Origin of the sequence: Pseudomonas paraversuta, from assembly GCF_904063065.1 — a bacterium.
GTDB lineage: Bacteria > Pseudomonadota > Gammaproteobacteria > Pseudomonadales > Pseudomonadaceae > Aquipseudomonas > Aquipseudomonas paraversuta.
Map to the genome: position 1 here is coordinate 113301 of NZ_CAJFCL010000010.1, position 19788 is coordinate 133088.

Annotated in this window: 19 protein-coding genes and 1 pseudogene; 4 read left to right on the plus strand and 16 right to left on the minus strand. The window is 59.4% G+C overall.

What is annotated here, in order from left to right; all coding sequences use genetic code 11:
• Positions 1 to 52: 52 nt before the first annotated feature.
• The 12 genes from JQ845_RS19970 to JQ845_RS20025 form a co-directional block, all read right to left on the minus strand.
• Positions 53 to 631 carry a TerD family protein gene (locus JQ845_RS19970; RefSeq protein WP_003439429.1) on the minus strand — a complete coding sequence of 193 codons (579 nt, stop codon included), beginning with the start codon at positions 629 to 631 and terminating at the stop codon, positions 53 to 55.
• Between the two features lie 37 nt (positions 632 to 668).
• Complete coding sequence (locus tag JQ845_RS19975; protein WP_003439428.1) at positions 669 to 1244, minus strand: TerD family protein; 576 nt, start codon at positions 1242 to 1244, stop codon at positions 669 to 671.
• Between the two features lie 26 nt (positions 1245 to 1270).
• Positions 1271 to 2314 carry a TerC/Alx family metal homeostasis membrane protein gene (locus tag JQ845_RS19980; RefSeq protein WP_003439426.1) on the minus strand — a complete coding sequence of 348 codons (1044 nt, stop codon included), beginning with the start codon at positions 2312 to 2314 and terminating at the stop codon, positions 1271 to 1273.
• Between the two features lie 7 nt (positions 2315 to 2321).
• The gene (locus tag JQ845_RS19985; RefSeq protein WP_003439424.1) at positions 2322 to 2771 is read right to left on the minus strand and encodes a tellurite resistance TerB family protein; all 450 of its coding nucleotides are present in this window, start codon (positions 2769 to 2771) and stop codon (positions 2322 to 2324) included.
• Positions 2772 to 2837: 66 nt separating this feature from the next.
• Positions 2838 to 4052 (minus strand): TerD family protein, encoded by a 1215-nt coding sequence (locus tag JQ845_RS19990; protein ID WP_010657265.1) that lies wholly within the window; start codon positions 4050 to 4052, stop codon positions 2838 to 2840.
• Positions 4049 to 4639: a TerD family protein gene (locus JQ845_RS19995; protein ID WP_003439420.1), complete on the minus strand. Its 591-nt coding sequence runs from the start codon at positions 4637 to 4639 to the stop codon at positions 4049 to 4051. Before JQ845_RS19995 ends, JQ845_RS19990 begins: the two co-directional genes overlap by 4 nt.
• Before the next feature lie 73 nt (positions 4640 to 4712).
• Complete coding sequence (locus JQ845_RS20000) at positions 4713 to 5387, minus strand: HAD-IB family hydrolase (RefSeq protein ID WP_003439418.1); 675 nt, start codon at positions 5385 to 5387, stop codon at positions 4713 to 4715.
• Complete coding sequence (locus JQ845_RS20005) at positions 5384 to 6343, minus strand: HpcH/HpaI aldolase/citrate lyase family protein (protein ID WP_003439417.1); 960 nt, start codon at positions 6341 to 6343, stop codon at positions 5384 to 5386. The genes JQ845_RS20000 and JQ845_RS20005 overlap by 4 nt, the downstream gene beginning before the upstream one ends.
• On the minus strand, positions 6343 to 7437 hold the full coding sequence (locus JQ845_RS20010) for a cysteine protease StiP domain-containing protein (protein ID WP_127196844.1): 1095 nt from the start codon (positions 7435 to 7437) through the stop codon (positions 6343 to 6345). The genes JQ845_RS20005 and JQ845_RS20010 overlap by 1 nt, the downstream gene beginning before the upstream one ends.
• Positions 7430 to 8188: an HAD family hydrolase gene (locus tag JQ845_RS20015; RefSeq protein ID WP_003439414.1), complete on the minus strand. Its 759-nt coding sequence runs from the start codon at positions 8186 to 8188 to the stop codon at positions 7430 to 7432. The genes JQ845_RS20010 and JQ845_RS20015 overlap by 8 nt, the downstream gene beginning before the upstream one ends.
• A complete protein-coding gene (locus tag JQ845_RS20020; protein WP_010657268.1) occupies positions 8178 to 9314 on the minus strand; it encodes a phosphoribosyltransferase domain-containing protein in 1137 nt (378 codons plus the stop codon). Before JQ845_RS20020 ends, JQ845_RS20015 begins: the two co-directional genes overlap by 11 nt.
• 97 nt (positions 9315 to 9411) lie before the next feature.
• The gene (locus JQ845_RS20025) at positions 9412 to 10434 is read right to left on the minus strand and encodes an ATP-grasp domain-containing protein (RefSeq protein ID WP_127196845.1); all 1023 of its coding nucleotides are present in this window, start codon (positions 10432 to 10434) and stop codon (positions 9412 to 9414) included.
• Between the two features lie 244 nt (positions 10435 to 10678).
• Here JQ845_RS20025 and JQ845_RS20030 point away from each other — a divergent pair, with 244 nt between their 5' ends.
• Complete coding sequence (locus JQ845_RS20030) at positions 10679 to 12145, plus strand: ArnT family glycosyltransferase (RefSeq protein WP_203009387.1); 1467 nt, start codon at positions 10679 to 10681, stop codon at positions 12143 to 12145.
• Between the two features lie 91 nt (positions 12146 to 12236).
• Complete coding sequence (locus tag JQ845_RS20035; RefSeq protein ID WP_003439405.1) at positions 12237 to 12743, plus strand: hypothetical protein; 507 nt, start codon at positions 12237 to 12239, stop codon at positions 12741 to 12743.
• Positions 12744 to 12862: 119 nt separating this feature from the next.
• Here the strand turns inward: JQ845_RS20035 and pmrG are convergent, their stop codons facing one another.
• Complete coding sequence (gene pmrG / locus JQ845_RS20040; RefSeq protein ID WP_003439403.1) at positions 12863 to 13540, minus strand: lipopolysaccharide core heptose(II)-phosphate phosphatase PmrG; 678 nt, start codon at positions 13538 to 13540, stop codon at positions 12863 to 12865.
• A gap of 544 nt (positions 13541 to 14084) precedes the next feature.
• Between pmrG and JQ845_RS23325 the strand changes: the two are divergent.
• Together JQ845_RS23325 and JQ845_RS23330 are read left to right on the plus strand one after the other, a co-directional pair.
• A pseudogene (locus JQ845_RS23325) lies at positions 14085 to 15017 on the plus strand (methyl-accepting chemotaxis protein); the annotation flags it as partial.
• Positions 15018 to 15158: 141 nt separating this feature from the next.
• Positions 15159 to 15872 carry a methyl-accepting chemotaxis protein gene (locus JQ845_RS23330; RefSeq protein ID WP_369826392.1) on the plus strand — a complete coding sequence of 238 codons (714 nt, stop codon included), beginning with the start codon at positions 15159 to 15161 and terminating at the stop codon, positions 15870 to 15872.
• 57 nt (positions 15873 to 15929) lie between these two features.
• Here the strand turns inward: JQ845_RS23330 and JQ845_RS20050 are convergent, their stop codons facing one another.
• From JQ845_RS20050 to JQ845_RS20060, 3 genes are read right to left on the minus strand one after another with little or no spacing between them, the layout of a single operon-like run.
• The gene (locus JQ845_RS20050; RefSeq protein WP_203009393.1) at positions 15930 to 17360 is read right to left on the minus strand and encodes an N-acyl-D-amino-acid deacylase family protein; all 1431 of its coding nucleotides are present in this window, start codon (positions 17358 to 17360) and stop codon (positions 15930 to 15932) included.
• Position 17361: 1 nt separating this feature from the next.
• Entirely contained in the window at positions 17362 to 18222 is an 861-nt protein-coding gene (locus tag JQ845_RS20055) for a MurR/RpiR family transcriptional regulator (protein ID WP_003439399.1), read from the minus strand.
• Complete coding sequence (locus JQ845_RS20060; RefSeq protein WP_203009388.1) at positions 18223 to 19572, minus strand: GntT/GntP/DsdX family permease; 1350 nt, start codon at positions 19570 to 19572, stop codon at positions 18223 to 18225.
• Between the last annotated feature and the right edge of the window lie 216 nt (positions 19573 to 19788).

Below are 19788 nucleotides of genomic sequence, written 5' to 3' on the forward strand. Positions count from 1 at the left end.
ATAAAAAAGGCCCTCCCCGTTACCGGGGAGGGCCTTTTGTGTAACGCCGGGCTTAGCCCAGGTTAACCCCAAAGTTCGATGCCAACGGTGCCAGACCGCCTGCAAAGCCCTGGCCGATTGCCTTGAACTTCCACTCTTCGCCGTTGCGATACAGCTCGCCGAAGACCATGGCGGTCTCGGTGGATGCGTCTTCGCTCAGGTCAAAACGTGCCAGCTCTTTGTTATCCGCTTTGTTCAGTACGCGGATGTAAGCGTTCGACACCTGGCCGAAGTTCTGCTTGCGGCCATCAGCGTCGTGGATGGTCACGGCGAAAGCCAGTTTCTTCGCTTCTTGTGCCAGACCAGCCAGGTTGACGTTGATTTGCTCGTCGTCGCCTTCGCCAGCGCCCGAACGGTTGTCGCCCTGGTGCACGACGTTGCCGTCCGGTGAGGTTTTATTGTTGTAGAACACAAAGCTGCCGTCGTTCAGCACTTTGCCGCTCTCGCCAACAATAAATACCGAGGCGTCCAGGTCGAACTCGGTGCCGTCGGTGACACGTGGATCCCAACCCAGGCCAACAATTACTTCTGTCAGGCCAGGTGCTTCTTTGGTCAGGGAGACGTTGCCGCCCTTGCTCAGACTTACTGCCATGTTCGTGAACCCTTATATAGAAAGATGGATGGGTCGATTAAAACTTCAGACCGAAGCTTTCAGCCAATGGCTTGAGGCCACCGTTGAAGCCCTGGCCTACAGCGCGGAATTTCCATTCGGCGCCATTGCGATACAGCTCGGCAAAGATCATTGCGGTTTCGGTGCTGGCATCTTCCGCGAGGTCATAGCGAACAACTTCGTTGTTGTTGTCCTGGTTGACCAGACGGATGAAGGCATTGCGCACCTGACCGAAGTTCTGCTTGCGGGCGTCAGCTTCGTGGATGGTCACAGTGATCGCGATCTTGTCGATCTCGGCAGGGACTTTGGACAGGTCGATCTTGATCGCCTCGTCGTCGCCGTCGCCTTCACCGGTACGGTTATCGCCGGTGTGCTCAACCGAGCCGTCGGTGCTTTTGAGCTGGTTGTAAAAAATGAAATCGGAGTCAGCGCGTACTTTGCCGTCAGCCTTGAGCAAGAAAGCGCTCGCATCCAGGTCGAAGTCTTGACCATCGGTGGAACGAGCGTCCCAGCCCAGGCCCACGAGGACTTTAGTCATCCCCGGAGCTTCTTTGGACAGGGACAGGTTGCCGCCTTTGGAAAGGGAAAGTGCCATGTGTAATTCTCCTTAGTAATGTGCGATCAAGCGTTCGTATCGTTTTTAACGTCGGACTGCTCTTCTTTACCGGGAAACATGATGCTGGCCACAACACCGATGGCCAGTACCACCAACACCACGATCAGGCTGGTGTTTGGATCAATTTCATAACCATGGCCAAACAGGTGATCGGTTGCGTTCAAGGCCAGCTTGCCGGCGATAAAGAACAACAGCGCGATAACCGATTTCTCCAGGTGAACCAGGTAGCGCTTCAGCGCTTCGAGGACAAAGTACATGGTCCGCAGGCCAAGAATGGCGAACATCATGGCCGAGTACACGATCAACGGTTCACGGCTCACTGCGATCACTGCAGGTACGGAGTCGAAGGCGAACAAAATGTCCGAAACCTCGACCACTACCACACACAGAAACAGCGGTGTCGCGAACAAGGTGCCTTTGGCAGCCAGGGTCATTCCCTTGTTCTGCGGCTTCGTGATCTCTTTTTCAAGCTCTTTGCGCGAAACAAAGAAATTATGTCCGTGCAGCTTCGGCCAGACCGGGAACAGTTTTTGCGCAAAGCGGTAGGCCATGTGCTTGGAGTAATCCTCCTCCTCATCCTCTTCCTTGCTGCGCAGCATCATGATTGCGGTCCAGGCCACAACCACCGCGAACAGCACTTCGACCCAGGGACCGAACGCCAGCAGGCCGGTACCGATTGCCACAAAGATCAGGCGGAAGACGATGGCACCGATGATGCCCCAGTACAGAACGCGGTGACGCAGCGCGTCAGGCACCTTGAACCAGGCAAAGATGGCCATGAACACGAACAGGTTGTCGACGCTGAGCACTTTTTCCAGCGCATAACCGGTAACGAACAGGCTGGCCACGCTCGGACCGTGGGCGTAGTACAGGTAGCCCGCGAACGCGAGCGAGATCAGCACCCAGAACACCGACCAGACGGCGGCGTTGGTCAGCGTGACCGGTTTATCGCTTTTGTGGGTAAACAGGTCGACTGCCAGAGCAATGACCGCTAGCGCCACAAATACAGCGATGGTAGTTGGCGGAAAGCCAATTGCCGTGTTTTCCATGATGTCCTCAGAGATCAAAATCGCCAGGGTTCAACCCCAGCTCATTGCAGATAGTGCGGCAAGCAGCCCGCTCACTTTCATCGAAGTTGCCGTCGGCGCTACCGATTGCGCAGCAAACACGCACCAGCAGACGGGCAGCATCTTCTTTTTTTCGTAACTGACCGATCGACTTCAGGGCTTCTGCGCGACCGATCTGCTGATCGAATTCAAACTTGTCGCAGACCTCGTTGAAGGACTTGATCACGTCTTTAACGTCAAAGGCCTTCAATTCGTTTGAGTTCTGGATGAACCCGACCATCTTCTGCTTTTCGTCGCTGCTGATGTTGCCATCAGCTGCCGCCACCAGTGCGCATCCGGAAACCACGGCTTCCATGAACTCACGGTTTTTAAATTTGCTGACTTCCGCCGAAAGCTTGTCACGGGCGGCGGTTGCGTTGGTTTTCAGCCATTCAAGCATTGGGGTCACCTTGTCAGAAATTGAGTGAATGCCGCCAGCCTCGGCTGGCGGCCAATTACATAACGCTCATTTGGAGCCGGCAGCCCAGCGCATGCCCCAGCCAAATGCTTTGTCCATGTCCGAGTGCCCTTTGAAGAACTCGACCCTGCGGTTGACCTTGACGCTGCCACCGACGTTTTCGAGCAAGGCAATGGCGCACATGCCTTTGGTGCCGCCCTCTTCACTCAGACGCACTTCAATTGGGGGCTCGCCCGGAATATACAAGGTAATCACGCCATCGGTGGCCTGCCAGTTCGGGGCGCCTTCGTAGATGAATGCGTACACCAGTACGCGACGCATCTTGCGCCACTCCTTGCCGTTGATGCGCAGCCACTCGCCGTCGCTCACGGAGCCGGTGCGGTCGTCACCCATCAATTGAATGAACGGCTCGTCACGGAAATCGCCAAACGCGTTGCCCAGGGCCTGAACGGCACCCTTGCGGCCGTTTTCCATTTCGTACAGGCAGCCGACATCAAGGTCGATACCGCCCGACTTGCCGCGCAGCGAGGCAAAGAAACCACCGCCGCCGCTCGGCGTGGCGCGGTTCCAGTTGAGGTTGATTTTGATCTCGCCAAAATCACCGTCCTTTTTGTCCAGGCTGATGGAGGGACGCTGCTTGTCGAGGGTGATTTTCGACAGGTTGACCTTCGATGCCGGGGCTGGTGCAGCCGCCGGAGCAACAACTGGCGCAGGCGCTGCTGGCGGTGCTGCCGGGGTCGGTGCAGGTGCAGGTGCAGGTGCCGCAATATCAACCCCGAAGTGCTGGGCCAAAGGCGCCAGACCACCGGCAAAACCCTGGGCCACGCAACGGAACTTCCACGCGCCCTGGCGGCGGTAAAACTCGCCGAGGATCAATGCGGTTTCCTGCATGCCCACGGTCGGAATCGGCGCTTCAATACCGCCGCTCACAGACACATTGAGCTGCGGGAACGCGTCGAATCTGGCCTTGTTCTCATAAATGGTCGCGGTCAGTGCGACTTTATCGATAGCCGCGTCTATGGCGTCCAGATTGAGGCTGAACACGCTGCGACCGGGCGCAGATTCCGCCAGCTTTACCGCGCCATTGTTGACGCTTTGCTGGCCGAAGAAACACATGTCGTTGTCACCGCGAACCTTGCCCGACTCATTGAGCAGGAAGGCCGACACGTCCAGATCAGCCCCCGGCACAGGGCTGTAGCTGATGGTGACACTGAGGGTGCCGGTGGTCACCGCAGTGTTGGCGCCGGGAGTCAGAGTACTCATGGGCGCACCGCCTTGGCGGCCTCGCTGCTCAGGTCCTGTGCCGTACGGCCATTGGCAACGGTACCCACTGCGGTCAGGTCCCAACCCGCCGCAGTACGGCTCAGGTAGGCCATTACTACACCGGTGTGGCGGCCCTTGTCGGACAGGTTGAAGCGCGCCAGTTCCTTACCGCTCAGTTCATCGACGATACGGCAGTAGGCATTCTCTACCGCTTCAAAGTTTTGCCCGGTGAACGAGTTAACGGTAAACACCAGGTGTTTCACGCTGGCGGGCAGTTGCTCAAGATTGACCTGTATCGACTCATCGTCTCCATCGCCTTCACCCGTACGGTTGTCGCCGGAGTGAACGATGGAACCGTCAGTGGATTTGAGCTGGCGGAACCACACCAGATCCTGGGGTTGGCCGGCACTGTCGAGCAGGATGCATGAAGCGTCCAGATCGATGGCGGTATCACTGTTGAGCAATTTGGCAAAAAAACCGCTCGGCTTGACCGGGTCCCATCCCAGGCCCATGCGAATTTTCTTAAGACCGGTTCCGGCTTCTTTCTCGAGAGAAATGGTTTGGTTCTTGGATAGCGAAATGGCCATGAAGCGTCTCCTTGTCTACACTGAAGCACGATAGGTTGGTGCTGATTATTGACGTGCTTTGCTTACGCCTTGCTTACAACTCTTCGCGCAAGCACACATCAAGTGGCCGCTTGCGGCGCCACAGCGCGTGAAATTCGCGCCAATGTGGCTCCTCGGCGGCTCCGAGCATTTGTTCATCACCCCGGGTGTCACCCCAGGCGCGCAATGTGTAGCGGTCCAGAGGCCCATACTTGGCCTCTAACCGGATGACTTTTTGTTCACAGCGACAGTTGGTACCGTCGATCTCTCCCGTCAGTACGCCGTCGACTGATGCCAGCCGGGTACCGATCAGGCCGATACCAAGCTTTTTGGCGAAAGGCGTGAGCACCAGTTCGGGGGACGCCGAGCAAATGGTGACCGTGGCGCCCTGCTCCAGCTGGTTGGCGACAGATGTTAAGCCCAAAGGGCGCATTAGGCGCTGCCACGAAACGTCACAAAATGCTTCTGCACGTTCCTTGACCCAGGCTTCTTTGGCACCTGTCAGATAGACCGTGATCAGCTTTTCCTTCAAATCATTACGCGATATCTGACCCAGCAGGTAACAAACTGTTGATGGAATCATCCGCATCAAGCGCATGGCGAACAGCCGGTTGCCAAAAGCAAAGCGCAAAAACGGCACAAAGGTATCGTGATAGGTCAGCGTGCCATCGAAATCAAACGCTGACAGAACCTGCTTGCCTTTAACTGGTGTATTCAAAACGTCGTTCAACCCACTAATTCAGCCAATCGCAGGCTGCCTCCAAAAGTGTCCGACGAGCCGCCGGTTTCAGGGCGAACCCCCTGCCAGTGCGCTCGCTCAATAATTGTTTGCGCCCATTTGTAATGGGTCGCAGGCTCGCACATGGCGTCGTTGAACTTGAACACCGCAGGCGCCGCCTCACTCAGTATGTGGCGTGCGCTGTTGAGATCTTCAAGGCTGACTTGCAACGCCCTGTGGATAACTGCAATTTGCGACGGATGGATAGCGGTTTTACCCACCAGCCCGTGGGCCATGTCCAGCGCCAGTTCCTGCTCCAGCAACTGCGGGCTATTGAGCTGTTCAAACACCGGGGCCGTAAGGGCGAAACCGGCAGAGCCCATCACGCCGCACAGCATCGGAATAACATAGCTCATGGGCGTGCTGTACAGGGTCATCGCCGGGCTGCGACGCAAGCCCAGGCAACCCATCAAATCGTTGCCGCCGATGCGCAAGGCGATAATCCGCCCCGGCAGTTGCTCGAGCATCGCACTGCGCAATTCAACCATGGCCCCCGGGTCATACACCTCGGGAGTTTCCAGGGTCGGCATCAGCATCAATTCGTTGCGGGTCACCGCCTGCTGCCACTCGCGGATATTGCCAAGACGCAGTTTGGGCACCACAAAACCGTCGACGTGACGCATCAACGACCACTCATTAAGCACCGCTGCCATTGCCGCATCCCGGGGCCGAACAAACAGGATCGGCCCGCCGGACGGTCGACCGCCGCGCGCCTCGATGCCCAGCAACAGATTTTTCAGGTTGCTGAGCCCCTGCTGCACGTCCGTCTCGGCCACTGCGTCTTCAAGGCACACCACCAGCGAACGCAGGCCCTGGATTTTCTCGCCCATGACCACGTCCATAATGTCGGGACGGGTGGCCGGCATATAAAGAGTGGCGCCCAAGGCAAAGGCGGAATGCTTGATCATCAGCGAACACTCCTGATTACAGTCACGGCGCGATACGGCCCCAACTCTTCACCGACTTCTTCGACCTCGATATTCGCCTGCCGGGTAAGGTGCAGCAGCAATTGAACATCCTGATCGTCGCGGTTGCGCACCAGCACGTGGTCCGGCACCCGGCGCATGACTGCGCGCGTGGCCTCGGCGATGCCCGGTTTGACGCGGTTCGGGTTGCTCACTGCAAACCGTGTCGAGATACGTTCGACCGCAGCCACGGCTGAGCGTTGCAATATTTGCGCCTGCTCCGCAGTCCAGGGTTGGGCGGCTGCCTGGGGCGCCAATTGCGCGCGCTCGGCTTCGATACTGCGGATAAAGTCTTGTGTCACGTCGTGCCCGGCCAGATGCTCATACACCACGCAACCATGCAAACCGGGGTCTTGCGGCCAGATCGAACGGGAAACAAGGCCCGACACTGTCGCCCCCAGGATGCCCGAAGGAATCAGCCAGTCTTCTGCCGAAGCCGCCAGCCAGGCCCTTCCGCAGGGGTCGGCCAGCACCACCAGGCGCGGGTCGGCCGGGAAACGCGAATCGCCGGCCAGGCTGTCGCGGATCTGCCCGCTGATTGCACCTTTGCCGGTCCAGCCATCCACAAACACGATGTTCTCGGCGCCGTGGGTCTTGATGATAGCTTCGAGTGCGACGTTGTCGATTCCACGATCACGAATAATGCTGATCCCGTAATGCCGGGCGTCACGCCCCGATTCGACCAGCGCACGACGCAACAACACACCCAGCGGCAACCCGGCACGCACGAACGACACCAGCGCAATGGTCGGGCCGTTGTAACGCTGGTCCAGGGCCCTGGCCAGCGCCTGTACATCTGCGGCCATGCGCGCGCCGTTCTGCGCCAGCGCCAGGCGGTACAGGCTTTTATGGGTGTCGGACGGCGGATGTTCCTGGCTGATCATCTCCGAGTAGTGACGCTGACGGGTCTGGATCAGGCGCTCTTTTTCCTGCACATCGGTGACTTCAATCTGCATGGTGCGCAGCAAAAAGTGCACATCATCGGTGGCATAACTGCCACTGCCGACGGTTTGCAGGCCTTCGAAAGCATTACTCATGGCTGACGCTCGCCAGCACATGACTGGCCAGCTGACCACGCTTGGGCGTCCCCCACCAATCGCACTCGGTCATGAAGCCCATGTCCGAGACACTGTCGCCAAAGCCCAGCAACGGTCGTTTACCGTTGATCGCCTGATCGCGACGTACCCATTCGCGCACTGCGGCGCGCTTTTGCAGGGCCACCGGCAGGAACGCCAGGTTGTTGCCGTTGCCGTGCACGTACAACCCGTCCAGCAAACCGCGCGCCTTGACCACGGCCAGCACGGTGAGCAGTGCATCGTCAGTTTCGTTGTTGTGCTTGGTGACCACGTAATTGGCCAGGCCTTGCTCTTCAACCACCCAGCCACGCAGGGAGAAACCCAGCTCGGCGCCAATGGCCAGGGTTTGCTCACTCAACTGATGCAGGCGGGTTTGCTCCAGCGCCAGCTCAGTACCCATGTGCGCATGCCAGACCGGGTCCAGCGAACCGTCAGGATTGAGGATCACCCCGCCATGGGCGCACACCGCGCCATGCACGAAAGGCAGTTGCACCCGTTGATAGGCCTCGATGCTGCGGGCGGTCACCGGGACCACATCGGCAGTGGCCAGCAGCCATTCGACGAAGCTTTTCTGCGTCGCGCTCATAAAGCCGTTGGGCTGACCGTCCACATCCAGGGTCGCCGGGAAGCGTGGCTCATCCCCCATTTTGCGGGCGGTCTGAAACAGGGTGTCGTCCAGATCAACGAACACCAGTGGACGATTAACGCTCATCAACGATCACCTGTGCATTCAATGCGCTGACCAGCGCCGGATCCACCGCCGCTGCCGGGGTTTCAGTACAGATCAGCACCCGGTCGAACTGGCCGGGAGCAACGTTGTACAAGAAGTTGGGAATACCCAGACCGTAGTTGTCGCAGAACGACAGCGCATGATCGATGGCATGCCCCAGCGCAATCGGCGAACGGCTGGTGGAGCTGAAGTGCACATCGGCACCGGCTCGCTCCAGGCGCTCGGCCAGCAGGAACGGGCGCCATACATACTCGCTGGTACCAATGACCAACACCCGCTCCCCTGGCAAAACCTGCAAGCCGGGCGCCAGGGTATCGAGGTGTTCACGCACCCCCATACGGGCCCAGTCGCGATTCGGGTCCAGGGGCCAGTCGCCCCGGGCCACACTGCCGACTTCAGGCATGTCGGGCAGTTCTGCGGCGGGGTCTTCGGTGAAGGTGTAGCGACCGTCGAGCAACGACACGCTGCTGACGTGATCGCCCATGGCCTTGCGCACCGCGTCCCCGGACCAGTCGGTCAGGGTTGCCGTGACTATCCGTTGAATGGAATCCAGCCCGGCTTCGGCAAGCGCCTTGCTCAGGTTGATGAAGGTATTGCCGGTAGAGGCTTCGTCGTCCACCAGAACCAGCGAACGGGCAGTCAGCATCATCTCCCGGGTCCTGGCATCTTGCGGCAGGTGCAGCAAATGCGAGCTGGCGTGGCTGTGTTCTTCTTCAAAACGGGTGAACAGTTCGCCGCCGGTGGGGTGGCGACTGCTGCACAGGTACAGGCTGTCATCACGGGTCCGGCTCAGGGCGCGATGCACACCTGCACCCAGGCCCACGGCGGTTTCTGCCATGCCGATCACCAGCACCGGGCCAGGCAGGTCGGCAGGGATTTTCGCCGCCAGCGCGTTAAAGCTTGCGGCCATCAGCGACGGACGAGCCGGGATATGCCGGCCGAGCACACGGGAAACAAACAAAAAAGCGCGCTTGGGATTGCGGCGCTCGGCAAAACTGAAAAGTGCCTGGGGATCAAAGGTCGATGCATTGACCTCAACATCCAGTCGACCGCGCTTAAGGTTTGCGTGCAAAGCCTTGGATCCGGTCATGGGGTTACCGCTGTTCATCAATGTTTTACTACCTGGAAAGACTTAAAAAGTGAGGGACGATCTGGGAGCCCGGGTTTTAGGACAAGTTAAAAATGGTTACCAAAGATGGCCAAAATCAATTCTGCCGATCCAAAAGCGCTTCGCCGCAAACCGGAACCACGACAGTGATCGCCTTTACCTGAACATTCTCGCGCCAGACACTGGCCGGCGCGGGCATTCCCAGGCGACGGGCGGCGAAAATACCGGGCAGGTTAACCCCCGCTTCCCGGGTATAGCCGATACCACCGGAGTAACGCAGATTGATCTCCAGCAGATGCGGATTGCCTTCGGCATCATCGCGGGTTTGCACGTTGACGATGCCGTCGCAGCAAAAATGCCGCGCGGCTCTGAGTGCCAGTTCGACGGCGGCACCGTCGCATTCGAATGACTGCATCAGCCCCTGTTTGCGCCGCCCGACATATGCCACCGCGTTGCCCGCTTCGCACACCATGTCCACCGACACCTCGCTACCGGGCATGTACGGCATGACCAGCAACGGTTTGGGCTCAATGGACTGGCCGTAGGCCCGGGCAAACACCTCGGCATTCACCTCATGGGCATCGGCATTGGCAAAGCTGCGAAACGGATCGACATCATCCCCCAGGCGCCAGAAGCCCTGACCATAAATGCCGCGGGTCGGTTTCACACACACCTGCCCTTCACGGGACAGCCGCGCGTAGGCCTCTTGCAGCTCGGCCTGGTTGTGCACGGTCACCGCCGGAATGCAGGCAAGCCCTGCGGCCAGCGCCTGACGGGTGAATACCGACTTGTCGTCGACCCGCTCAAAGGTGTCCAGGTCCAGGGCGCCCGTGACCAGTTGCAAGCCTGCGGCCTCGAATTGGCCACGATGGGCTTCATAGACCTGCCCCACACGCCCGGCCAGCACCAGCTTGATCTGATGGCTCAGGGCCTGCTCAATGACCCAGGCAATACGCTCTTGATTGTCCAGCGGCTCGCGCCAGGCGACATCCGCCAGTCCGGTTATTTCAGGGCGATTTTGACGGTGCGAGGCGAAAATCCGAACTGCATCGGGCAGCGCCGCGCGCGCGCCGGCAATCACATCGCGCTGGCTGGATTGCCCTTCAAGAAACCAGATCATGAACATCCTTTGCTGCAGAGGGAGGAGACACACGTTGAGCGCGGGAGTCTAGCGGATGGGGCCGGCAGATGCCCCAGTGATTGACCGGTGTGCCTGCCGGAGCTGGCAGGCCGGCGCCCGGATGAGTACCTCCCGCAGCCCGCACACCCTTTGCAGCCCGGAGGTCTCAGGTTTCACATTTTGTTAAGAATTGCCCTCCTATACTCCAGCGCACCATTACTTCCGACTCTGCCCTGGTAGCCAAATGCGCCTGACCCGCCCTGCTCTGCTGTTATTGCTGCTCGGTTGTCTGCTGTTCTTTTTTGCCCTGGGCAACCACCAACTGCAAGGCTCGACCGAGTCCCGGGTAGCGGGCATCGCCATGCAGATGCACCTGAGCAACGATTGGGTGACGCCGTCCCTGCTCAACCAGCCCTTCCTCGAAAAACCGCCGCTAAGCCTGTGGCTGGATACGGGCGCCATTCGCCTGTTCGGGGGTGAACTGTTCGCCGTGCGCCTGGCATCAGCCTTCGCCGGATTATTTTGCGTCATGTTGCTATACGCCATGCTGCGCAAACTTGGACGCCCCACGGCACTGGCCTGGACGGCTGCCGCCATGCTGGCGACCATGGGCAGTTTTTGGGGCAATACCCGTCAAGTGGGGGAAGATGCCCTGCTGACATTGGGCGTGAGCATGGCGCTGCTGGCGTTTTTTCACGCCAGCCGCCAGCCGGGCTTTGCACGGGGCAGCTGGCTGCTGTTTGCTGCCGGGATCGCCATTGCAACCCTGAGCAAAGGAGTATTGGGGCTGGCGCTGCCAGGGGTGGTGATCTTTACATTTCTGCTGTGCGAAAGCCTGATAGAGAAGCGCTTTGTCCTGCGACACTGGCTACGACCGGCACTGTTGACCCTGCTGGGACTGATTCCGCTGATGATCTGGTTGTGGGTGCTGTATCAGCGCGGCGGGCTTCAGGCTGTGGGCGAAGTACTGTGGACCAACAGCGTCGGACGTTTCAGCGGCTCCTTTGTTGATGCCGGGCATTACGAACCGTTTTACTACTACCTGAGGAAGCTGCCCGAAGCCTTCCTGCCGTGGAACCTGCTGACCTATCTGGGGCTCTGGCACTTTCGCCGGCAACTGCGAAGCAACCCGTATCTGCTGTTCTTCTGTGTCTGGCTACTGGCGCAGTTTCTGCTGCTGAACCTGGCCTCAAGCAAACGTGCGGTGTACCTCATGTCACTGACCCCGGCCGCTGCTGTCATTGCCGCCGAATATGCCCGGGTGGTGCTGGAGTGGCTGTACAAGAAAAGCCGGACCTCGACCCTGGCCAGATTCCTGAGCGAGCATCATCGTGCCCTGGGGGGAGTGGTTTTAGCCTGCATCGTGGCCAGCTACCTGCTGGCGGCGCTGTGGGCGCCACGGGCCGACAAGGAGGAGTCATTCCAACCGGTAGCGGCCCATGCACTCAACCTGCAAGCCGCCGGCAAACACATCGCGTTGATGCAACCGGACGAGCGCCTGGGCGCCCTGGTGTTCTACAGCCAGCGACTGCAGCAGACGCTGGACTCCACAGCCGAACTGCAGGCCTTTCTCCGCGCCTCGCCCGATAACGTCGCCATCGTCGAACAACCGGTTATACCCGGGTTAGCCTTGAACATAGTGGACAAGGTCAGCGTCGGACGTCACCACTATTACTTCATCAGCCTGGCAACGCCCGGGCCCCGGACTTGATCCCGGGCAATACAAAGCCGGTTAGCGTGGCCGATTACCCTGCATTGACTACGCTCCCTGTGCTGGACGATTCCCAGCCAAGGAGCCTGTCATGACCATCAACATCACCAGCAAGACCCTGAGCGACTATGACGCTCATCTGGCGTTCAATACGGCCACCGCGTTTCTGCGCAAGTCCGATCTTGCCAACTATTTGATTGATCAGCTTGAACAGCAAGACGTAAAACTCAGCATTGACGTCAGCAGCGACCCGGCGCTGGCGCAAAAGGATGCTTCAAACAACGGGGTGATTTTATGGAACCTGCACACCGCGACCTCGCCAAGCCCGCAACTGGCCGACGTGGCGGCCCTGCTCAGTCGTATCCCGGCCGGGCAGAAGCAATACATCACCAGCCAGTGGGTGCTGATGCATTTACTCGCACTTGCCTGCCATCAATTAAACGATCAGCTGAATTTTCGCGATGCGGATGCGACGTGGCCATGGCTGGACGAAAAAGTCCTGAGCGCCGGCGATATCGAAAATGTTGTGGCCCGTGAACTCAGCGACCTGCCGTTGCCCGAAGAGCAAAACTGGAACCGCCTACTTAATCGGGCGTGAGCTGCACACAGGCCCGGAGAGGTTGTCAGTCAGGGCAAACCCTGTGCAAGCATGGCTTGCCCGCGTTAGCACCGGCTTGTCTGCACTGCAGACAAGCCGGCACCTGCAGTGGGATTGGCTCAGAATTGCGAGGCTTCGAACACGTGATGCTCTGGTGCTGCCTCCGGCAGGATGGCCGACCAGTCGTTGGTCTCGACATACCCCAGCATCTGCGGGTCATGGGTGCCATCGTCCTGGATGAACAATGAAGCCCCGTAGCCGAACGTTGTATCCGTTGGCACATGCATGTCCGCTTCCAGCGCGTCCATGCATTCGCTGTGGGTCACCAGCACCAGGTTGCGCCCCGGCACCTTGTGCTTGAGGGCATCACGCAACATCGTGCCGCGGCAGTTGAATAACCAGTCCTGCGCCGGCACCGGGCGAATGAACATGGCATCGGCGGTTTGCCGCGCCCGGGTCAACTCACTGCTGTAAATATCGACGTTCTTCAGCCCCAACTGCCTGAAATTGGCGCCCAGCCCCTGAACCACCTCTTCGCCATGCACCGTGATCCCGTCAGGCAGGCCCAGGCATGGGGTCGACGAGCGATCGCAGCGCTCGCCATGGCGCACCAGTGCAATCACATCACCTCTGGCCCAGCTCTGGGTCAGGGTCAGTACCTGTCCGGCATGTTTTGACTGCGCCAGATTGGGCGCCGGCACTGGCGCCAGAAGGTTCCACGTGACCGCACCGGTGAGCAGGCTTGCGGCGACTATCACCAATGCATTTCTGTAACGCGCCAGCACACCGCGCAGCATGGCACGTGTGGCTCCAGCCAGACGAAGACTCAAAATCACGGAAGAAATACCCTCTATGGCAGTCAGTGGACGACACTGGCCGTTACCCTAAAACGCGAATATGACAATGGGTCGATGCGCGCCTCTTTTTGTAAGAGCAAAGATTGCACACGACGGATATCGGTTAGCTGAACCAGATTCTAAAAACCCCCACGTCAGGGACAGGTGAAACGAATGTGAAAAAAAACGTAAAGCCGCCCCTTGCCCACATGCTTGCAAGGGCTTTTCGCCGAATATTCATTGTTATCAAGAAAACATTTCAGCTCTGAGAACTGCCGCCGATACACCCCAACACAAGCATTCTGCTGGGCCAATAACTAAAACCCTCCAGCGAAATTCGATCCTGCGTGCACCGTTCCTGGAGAACTTTATGAACAGCTGGCTGAGCAACATCAGCGTCAACCTGAAACTGACCCTTGGCTTTGGCCTGGTACTGCTCCTCACTTGCGTAATGGCGATCTTTGACTGGCTCAGCCTGGACAAAATGGTTGATCGCAGTAACTGGATGAGCGATATCACCCGGCTCAATACCGCGTTTACCAACCTGCGGGTGACACGCTTGCAGTACATGCTGACTGACGGCGACGAGACCGCCGCGCAAGCAGTGCAAGGCAGTATCGATGCCTTTCAGGAACAGCAGAAAAAGCTGATCGACACCTTCAAGAGCCAGGAAAACCTCGTACTGCTCAAGGAGCAGCAAGCCATCATCGGCGACTACGAGCGCGCACTGGTGACCATGCGCAAGGCATATGTCGAGTCTGCCGAAGCGCGGGCCGCCATGGACCGCAATGCCAAACTGGCCCAGGACGCCATCGCCACGCTGCTGGCCAGCACCCTGCAACTGCCTGCCGCTGAAGAGTCCCGTTTCGCGATGTACCAGACCGTGTCTGAAGTCCGCGAACAATTCCTGCTCTCGCGTTATCAGGTCCGTGCCTATATTGCTGCGCCAACGCCGGCGACCGAAAAGGCCGCCAGCCAGCAACTGGAAAAGACCGTCGACAGTCTTGAAAAGCTCAATCCTTATTTCGCGACGAGCGCCGCAGAGACCCTGCGTACCCTGACCCGGACCATGGAGCAGTACCAACAGGCGCTGCAGGTGTACAGCAGCACCGACAACACCATCATCGACGTGCGCAAGAAGATGACCGAGTACGGCGCCAGCGTTCTGAGCCGCAGCGATGAGCTGTACAAACTCCAGTTGCAGCGCCGCGACATCGAAAGTGCCACCGCCAACAGCATGCAAGCGATCACCACCCTGCTGGTGCTGCTGTTCGGCATCGCTGCTGCGGTGATCATCACCCGCCAGATTACCCGCCCGTTGCGTGAAACCCTGGATGTGGTCGAGCGCATTGCCAGTGGCGACCTGAGCCACAATCTGCAGGTGACCCGTCGCGATGAACTGGGTGTGTTGCAGCAAGGTATTGCGCGCATGGGCACCACCCTGCGCGACCTGATCGGCGGTATTCGCGACGGGGTTACGCAAATCGCCAGCGCCGCCGAAGAGCTGTCAGCGGTCACCGAGCAAACCAGTGCCGGGGTCAACAGCCAGAAGATCGAGACCGATCAGGTGGCCACTGCCATGCATGAAATGACGGCGACCGTGCAGGAAGTTGCGCGCAATGCCGAGCAGGCTTCGCAAGCCGCCGCAGCCGCCGACGGCGAAGCCCGTGAGGGCGACAAGGTGGTCAATGAAGCCATTGACCAGATCGAGCGTCTGGCAGTTGAAGTCGGTCGCTCGACCGAAGCCATGGCCGTGTTGCAACAGGAAAGCGACAAGATCGGCAGCGTCATGGATGTGATCAAGGCCGTCGCCGAGCAAACCAATTTGCTGGCCCTTAACGCCGCCATCGAAGCCGCCCGTGCCGGTGACGCCGGACGCGGTTTTGCCGTGGTGGCCGACGAAGTGCGTGGCCTGGCCCAGCGTACGCAAAAATCCACCGAAGAGATCCAGACCCTGGTTGCAGCCTTGCAAAGCGGTACCCAGCACGTGGCCAACGTGATGAACAACAGTCGCTCCCTGACTGACAGCAGCGTGACCCTGACCCGCCAGGCGGGCACCTCGCTGCAGGGCATTACCCGTACCGTGTCGAACATTCAGTCAATGAACCAGCAGATTGCCGCCGCCGCCGAACAGCAAAGTGCAGTGGCTGAAGAGATCAGCCGCAGCATCGTCAATGTGCGCGACGTTTCCGAGCAAACCGCAGCCGCCAGCGACGAGACGGCCAAGTCCAGCGTTGAACTGGCGCGCCTGGGCAATCAGCTACAAGAGATGGTGAGCCACTTTAAAGTCTGACCCTCACTGCAGGAGCGAGCCTGCTCGCTCCTGCACCGGGACCATTGAGCCTCCTCTCTATCGGGGCAGAAACACACCGGCGCGGTTACCGTTGGCCACGCCGTTTTCATAACTCAACACCCCGTTGACCCACACCCCGTCAATCCCTTGTGCCGCTTGTTGCGGGGAGTTGAAGTCGGCGACATCACGTACTTTCGCGGCATCGAACAGCACCAGATCCGCCCAGTTGCCTTCGCGTATTTCTCCCCGCCCCCCAAGACCAAAACGAGCCGCCGACAACCCGCTCATTTTGTGCACCGCCGTGTGCAGCGGGAACAACCCCAGGTCACGACTGAAATGCCCCAGCACCCGTGGAAAAGCCCCCCACAAGCGTGGATGCGGAAACGGATCGTCAGGCAGGCCGTCGGAGCCGATCATTGACAGCGGGTGCGCCAGAATCCTGCGAACGTCGCTTTCATCCATCCCGTAATACACCGCGCCCGCCGGTTGCAGGCGCTGCGCTGCATCCATCAGCGATACGCCCCAAAGCCCTGCTATGTCCTGCAAGTCACGCCCGCCCATTTCAGGATGCGGGGTCGACCAGGTAATGGTGATCCGGAACGCGTCAGTCACTTGCTTGAGGTCCAGAGTCGAAGAACTGGCGGCGTAGGGATAACAGTCGCACCCCACAGGATGGGTTTTCGCTGCCTGCTCCAGAGCTGCCAGCAAGTGCGGACTGCGCCCCCAGTTACCCGCCCCGGCACATTTGAGATGGGAAATAATCACCGGCACCCGGGCCTGGCGACCGATCAAAAACGCTTCATCCATGGCCTCCATCACCGGCTCGAATTCGCTGCGCAAATGCGTGGTGTAGAGCGCGCCGAACGCGGTCAGTTCTGCGGCCAGTTGCAGCACCTCGTCGGTCTCGGCATTAAACGCACTGGCATACGCCAGCCCTGTGGATAACCCCAGCGCCCCCGCTTCCAGGCTTTCCCGCAGCTGCTGACGCATGCCGCGAATTTCGCCGGGGGTGGCGGTGCGCTGCAGATCGTCCATGTGATTGCTGCGCAACGCCGTATGACCGATCAGCGCACCAACGTTCAACGCGGGACCGGCCGCCGCAACGGCGGCGCGGTAGTCGCTGAAACGCGGGTAGGCAAACGCGGCCTTGTTGCCCAGCAGGTTCATCGGGTCCGGCGGCTCATCGCGCAAGGTCACCGGCGACGCGCTGATCCCGCAGTTGCCGACAATCACTGTGGTCACGCCCTGACTGAGTTTGGGCAGCATCTGCGGCTGGCGAATCACCACCGTGTCGTCGTGGGTGTGCACATCAATAAAACCCGGAGCCAGCACCCGGCCCACCGCGTCTATTTCCCATGTGCCGCGCACATCACCGAGGTTGCCAATACGCTCGATACGCCCTGCGCGTACGGCCACGTCAGCGCTATAGGCCGGCGCGTTGCTGCCATCTATAACCCGGGCATTGCGGATCACTGTGTCGTAGTTCATTTCAATCCCCCAATGGCAGGCAATCATCACCGCCGCGATAGTCATCCAGTGCCAGTTTGATCCGGCGCAAGCGCTCCTGGTTGGCTTCCGGCATCGACAGCGCCAGCTCGGTGGCAAGCACGTCAATGGCCAGCAGCATCCCGTAGCGGGCCGCCGTTGGTTTGTAGATAAAGCTGGTTTCCACCCCTTGCAGCGCCAGCACCACATCGGCCAGTTGCGCCAGCGGCGTAGCGGGCCGGGTGATGGCAATCACTTTGGCGCCATAGTTATGCGCCAGCTTTACCACCTCGATCAGCTCGGGGGTCAGCCCGGTCAGCGAGCACACAATAACGGCATGCTCCGGTCCCAGGGTCGCCGCCGTGACCCGCATCATCACGACGTCGCGACAGGCCGCGACCGGGTACCCCAGGCGCACCAGACGCACCTGCAATTCATCGCTGTAGACACTGGAACAGCCGCCCATCCCGAACGCATGAATCATCTTCGCTTCGCCCAGCAGCTTGACCGCATCGGCGAAATGCACGCCATTGAAGCCGGCCAGATGCTCGTGCAGCGTCGATTCAATATCACTCACAATCTGACGGAAAAAAGCCGACTGCTCAGGCATGCTGCCGGTATCTAGAAAACGACTGCCCACCCCGCTGGCCTGGGCCAGTTGCAGGCGCAAGTCACGCAAGTCACGGCAGCCGACACTGCGCGCAAAGCGCGACAGCGTGGCGCTGCTGACCTCGGCCCGCAGCGCCAGCTCATCGAGGCTGGCACTGGCGGCAAAACCGGTATCGCTGAGTATCAACCGGGCAATGCGGGCCTCGGCAGCGCTGAAGGTGTCCTGGCGAACCCGGATTTGATACAGGATGTCCATTTAAATCAGCTCTGAAAGGATCAGGGTAAAACCGAACGCCACGACTGAAATCAAGGTTTCCAGCACGGTCCAGGTTTTGAAGGTTTGGGCGACGGTCATATTGAAGTATTCCTTAACCAGCCAGAAGCCGCCGTCGTTGACGTGGGAAAAAATCACCGAGCCCGCGCCCGTGGCCAGCACCAGTAATTCCGGGTGCGGATACCCCAGGCCCAGCGCCACTGGCGCCACAATCCCCGAAGCCGTAGTCATGGCGACGGTGGCCGAGCCCGTGGCGATGCGCATCAAGGCCGCAAATACCCAGCCCATGAACAGCGGTGACAGCTGAAAGTCCTGGGCCAGACCGACAATTTCGGTGGTCACCCCCGAGTCGATCAGAATCCGGTTCAGGCCGCCTCCGGCCCCCACCAGCAGTGTGATGCTGGCCGTAGGCGCGAGACATTCGTTGGTGAATTTGAGGATAGATTCACGGTTGAAGCCCTGGGCCAGCCCCAGGGTCCAGAAGCTGACAACCGTCGCAATCAGCAAAGCCATTACCGAGTTGCCGATAAATTGCAGAAACTGATTAAACCCGCTGCCGGGGGTAGAGATCAGGTCGGCCCAGCCGCCGATCAGCATCAGCACGACCGGCAACAGAATCGTCGCCAGAGTGATGCTGCAACTGGGTAACCGGGCCCGCGGTTCACGGTTGATGAACTGCTGTTCCAGCGGGTTGATATCGGGCAACTGAATACGCGGCACGATGAATTTGGCAAAAACCGGACCGGCGATGATCGCAGTGGGGATGCCGATCAGAATCGCGTACATCAGGGTTTGCCCGACCGACGCCTGGTAGGCCTGTACTGCCAGCATCGCTGCCGGGTGCGGTGGCACCAGTGCATCCACCACCGACAACCCGGCCACCATCGGCAAGCCCACCATCAGTACCGACACCCCGACCCGCCGGGCAACGGTAAAGGCGATCGGCACCAGCAGTACAAAACCGACCTCGAAAAACAGCGGCAAGCCCACCAGGAAGGCGATACAGACCATGGCCCAATGCGCGTTGCGCTCACCGAAGCGATCGATCATCGTCCGTGCTACCTGCTCCGCGCCCCCCGACTCGGCCATCATCTTGCCAAGCATGGTGCCCAATGCCACCACCAGCGCAATATGCCCCAGGGTTTTACCGACACCGCCCTCGTACGCCCCGATCACACTGCCTGCAGGCATGCCCGCCATCAGGCCCAGACCGATGGCCACCAGGGTAATGACGATAAACGGATTGATCTTGTAGCGCGCAATCAAAACGATCAGCGCAATGATGGCAATGGCCGCATACAACAGCAGCCCATAGCCCGAAGATGGCGTCATGCGATGTTCCCCCGGCAATATTTTTTGAGTTCTTCTGAAACTTAAAAAGCATTACCGGGGTGAATTAACAATCTTTGTGAAAGTAATTTTCGCGCAACGATATGTGTTGTCGCGATCAGGCATGGACGACAGGCCGAAATGAAAATCACGGGGGTGTATTTTCATCGATCGGGTCTGGGTCTGGGTCTGGGTCTGGGTCTGGGTCTGGGTCTGTAG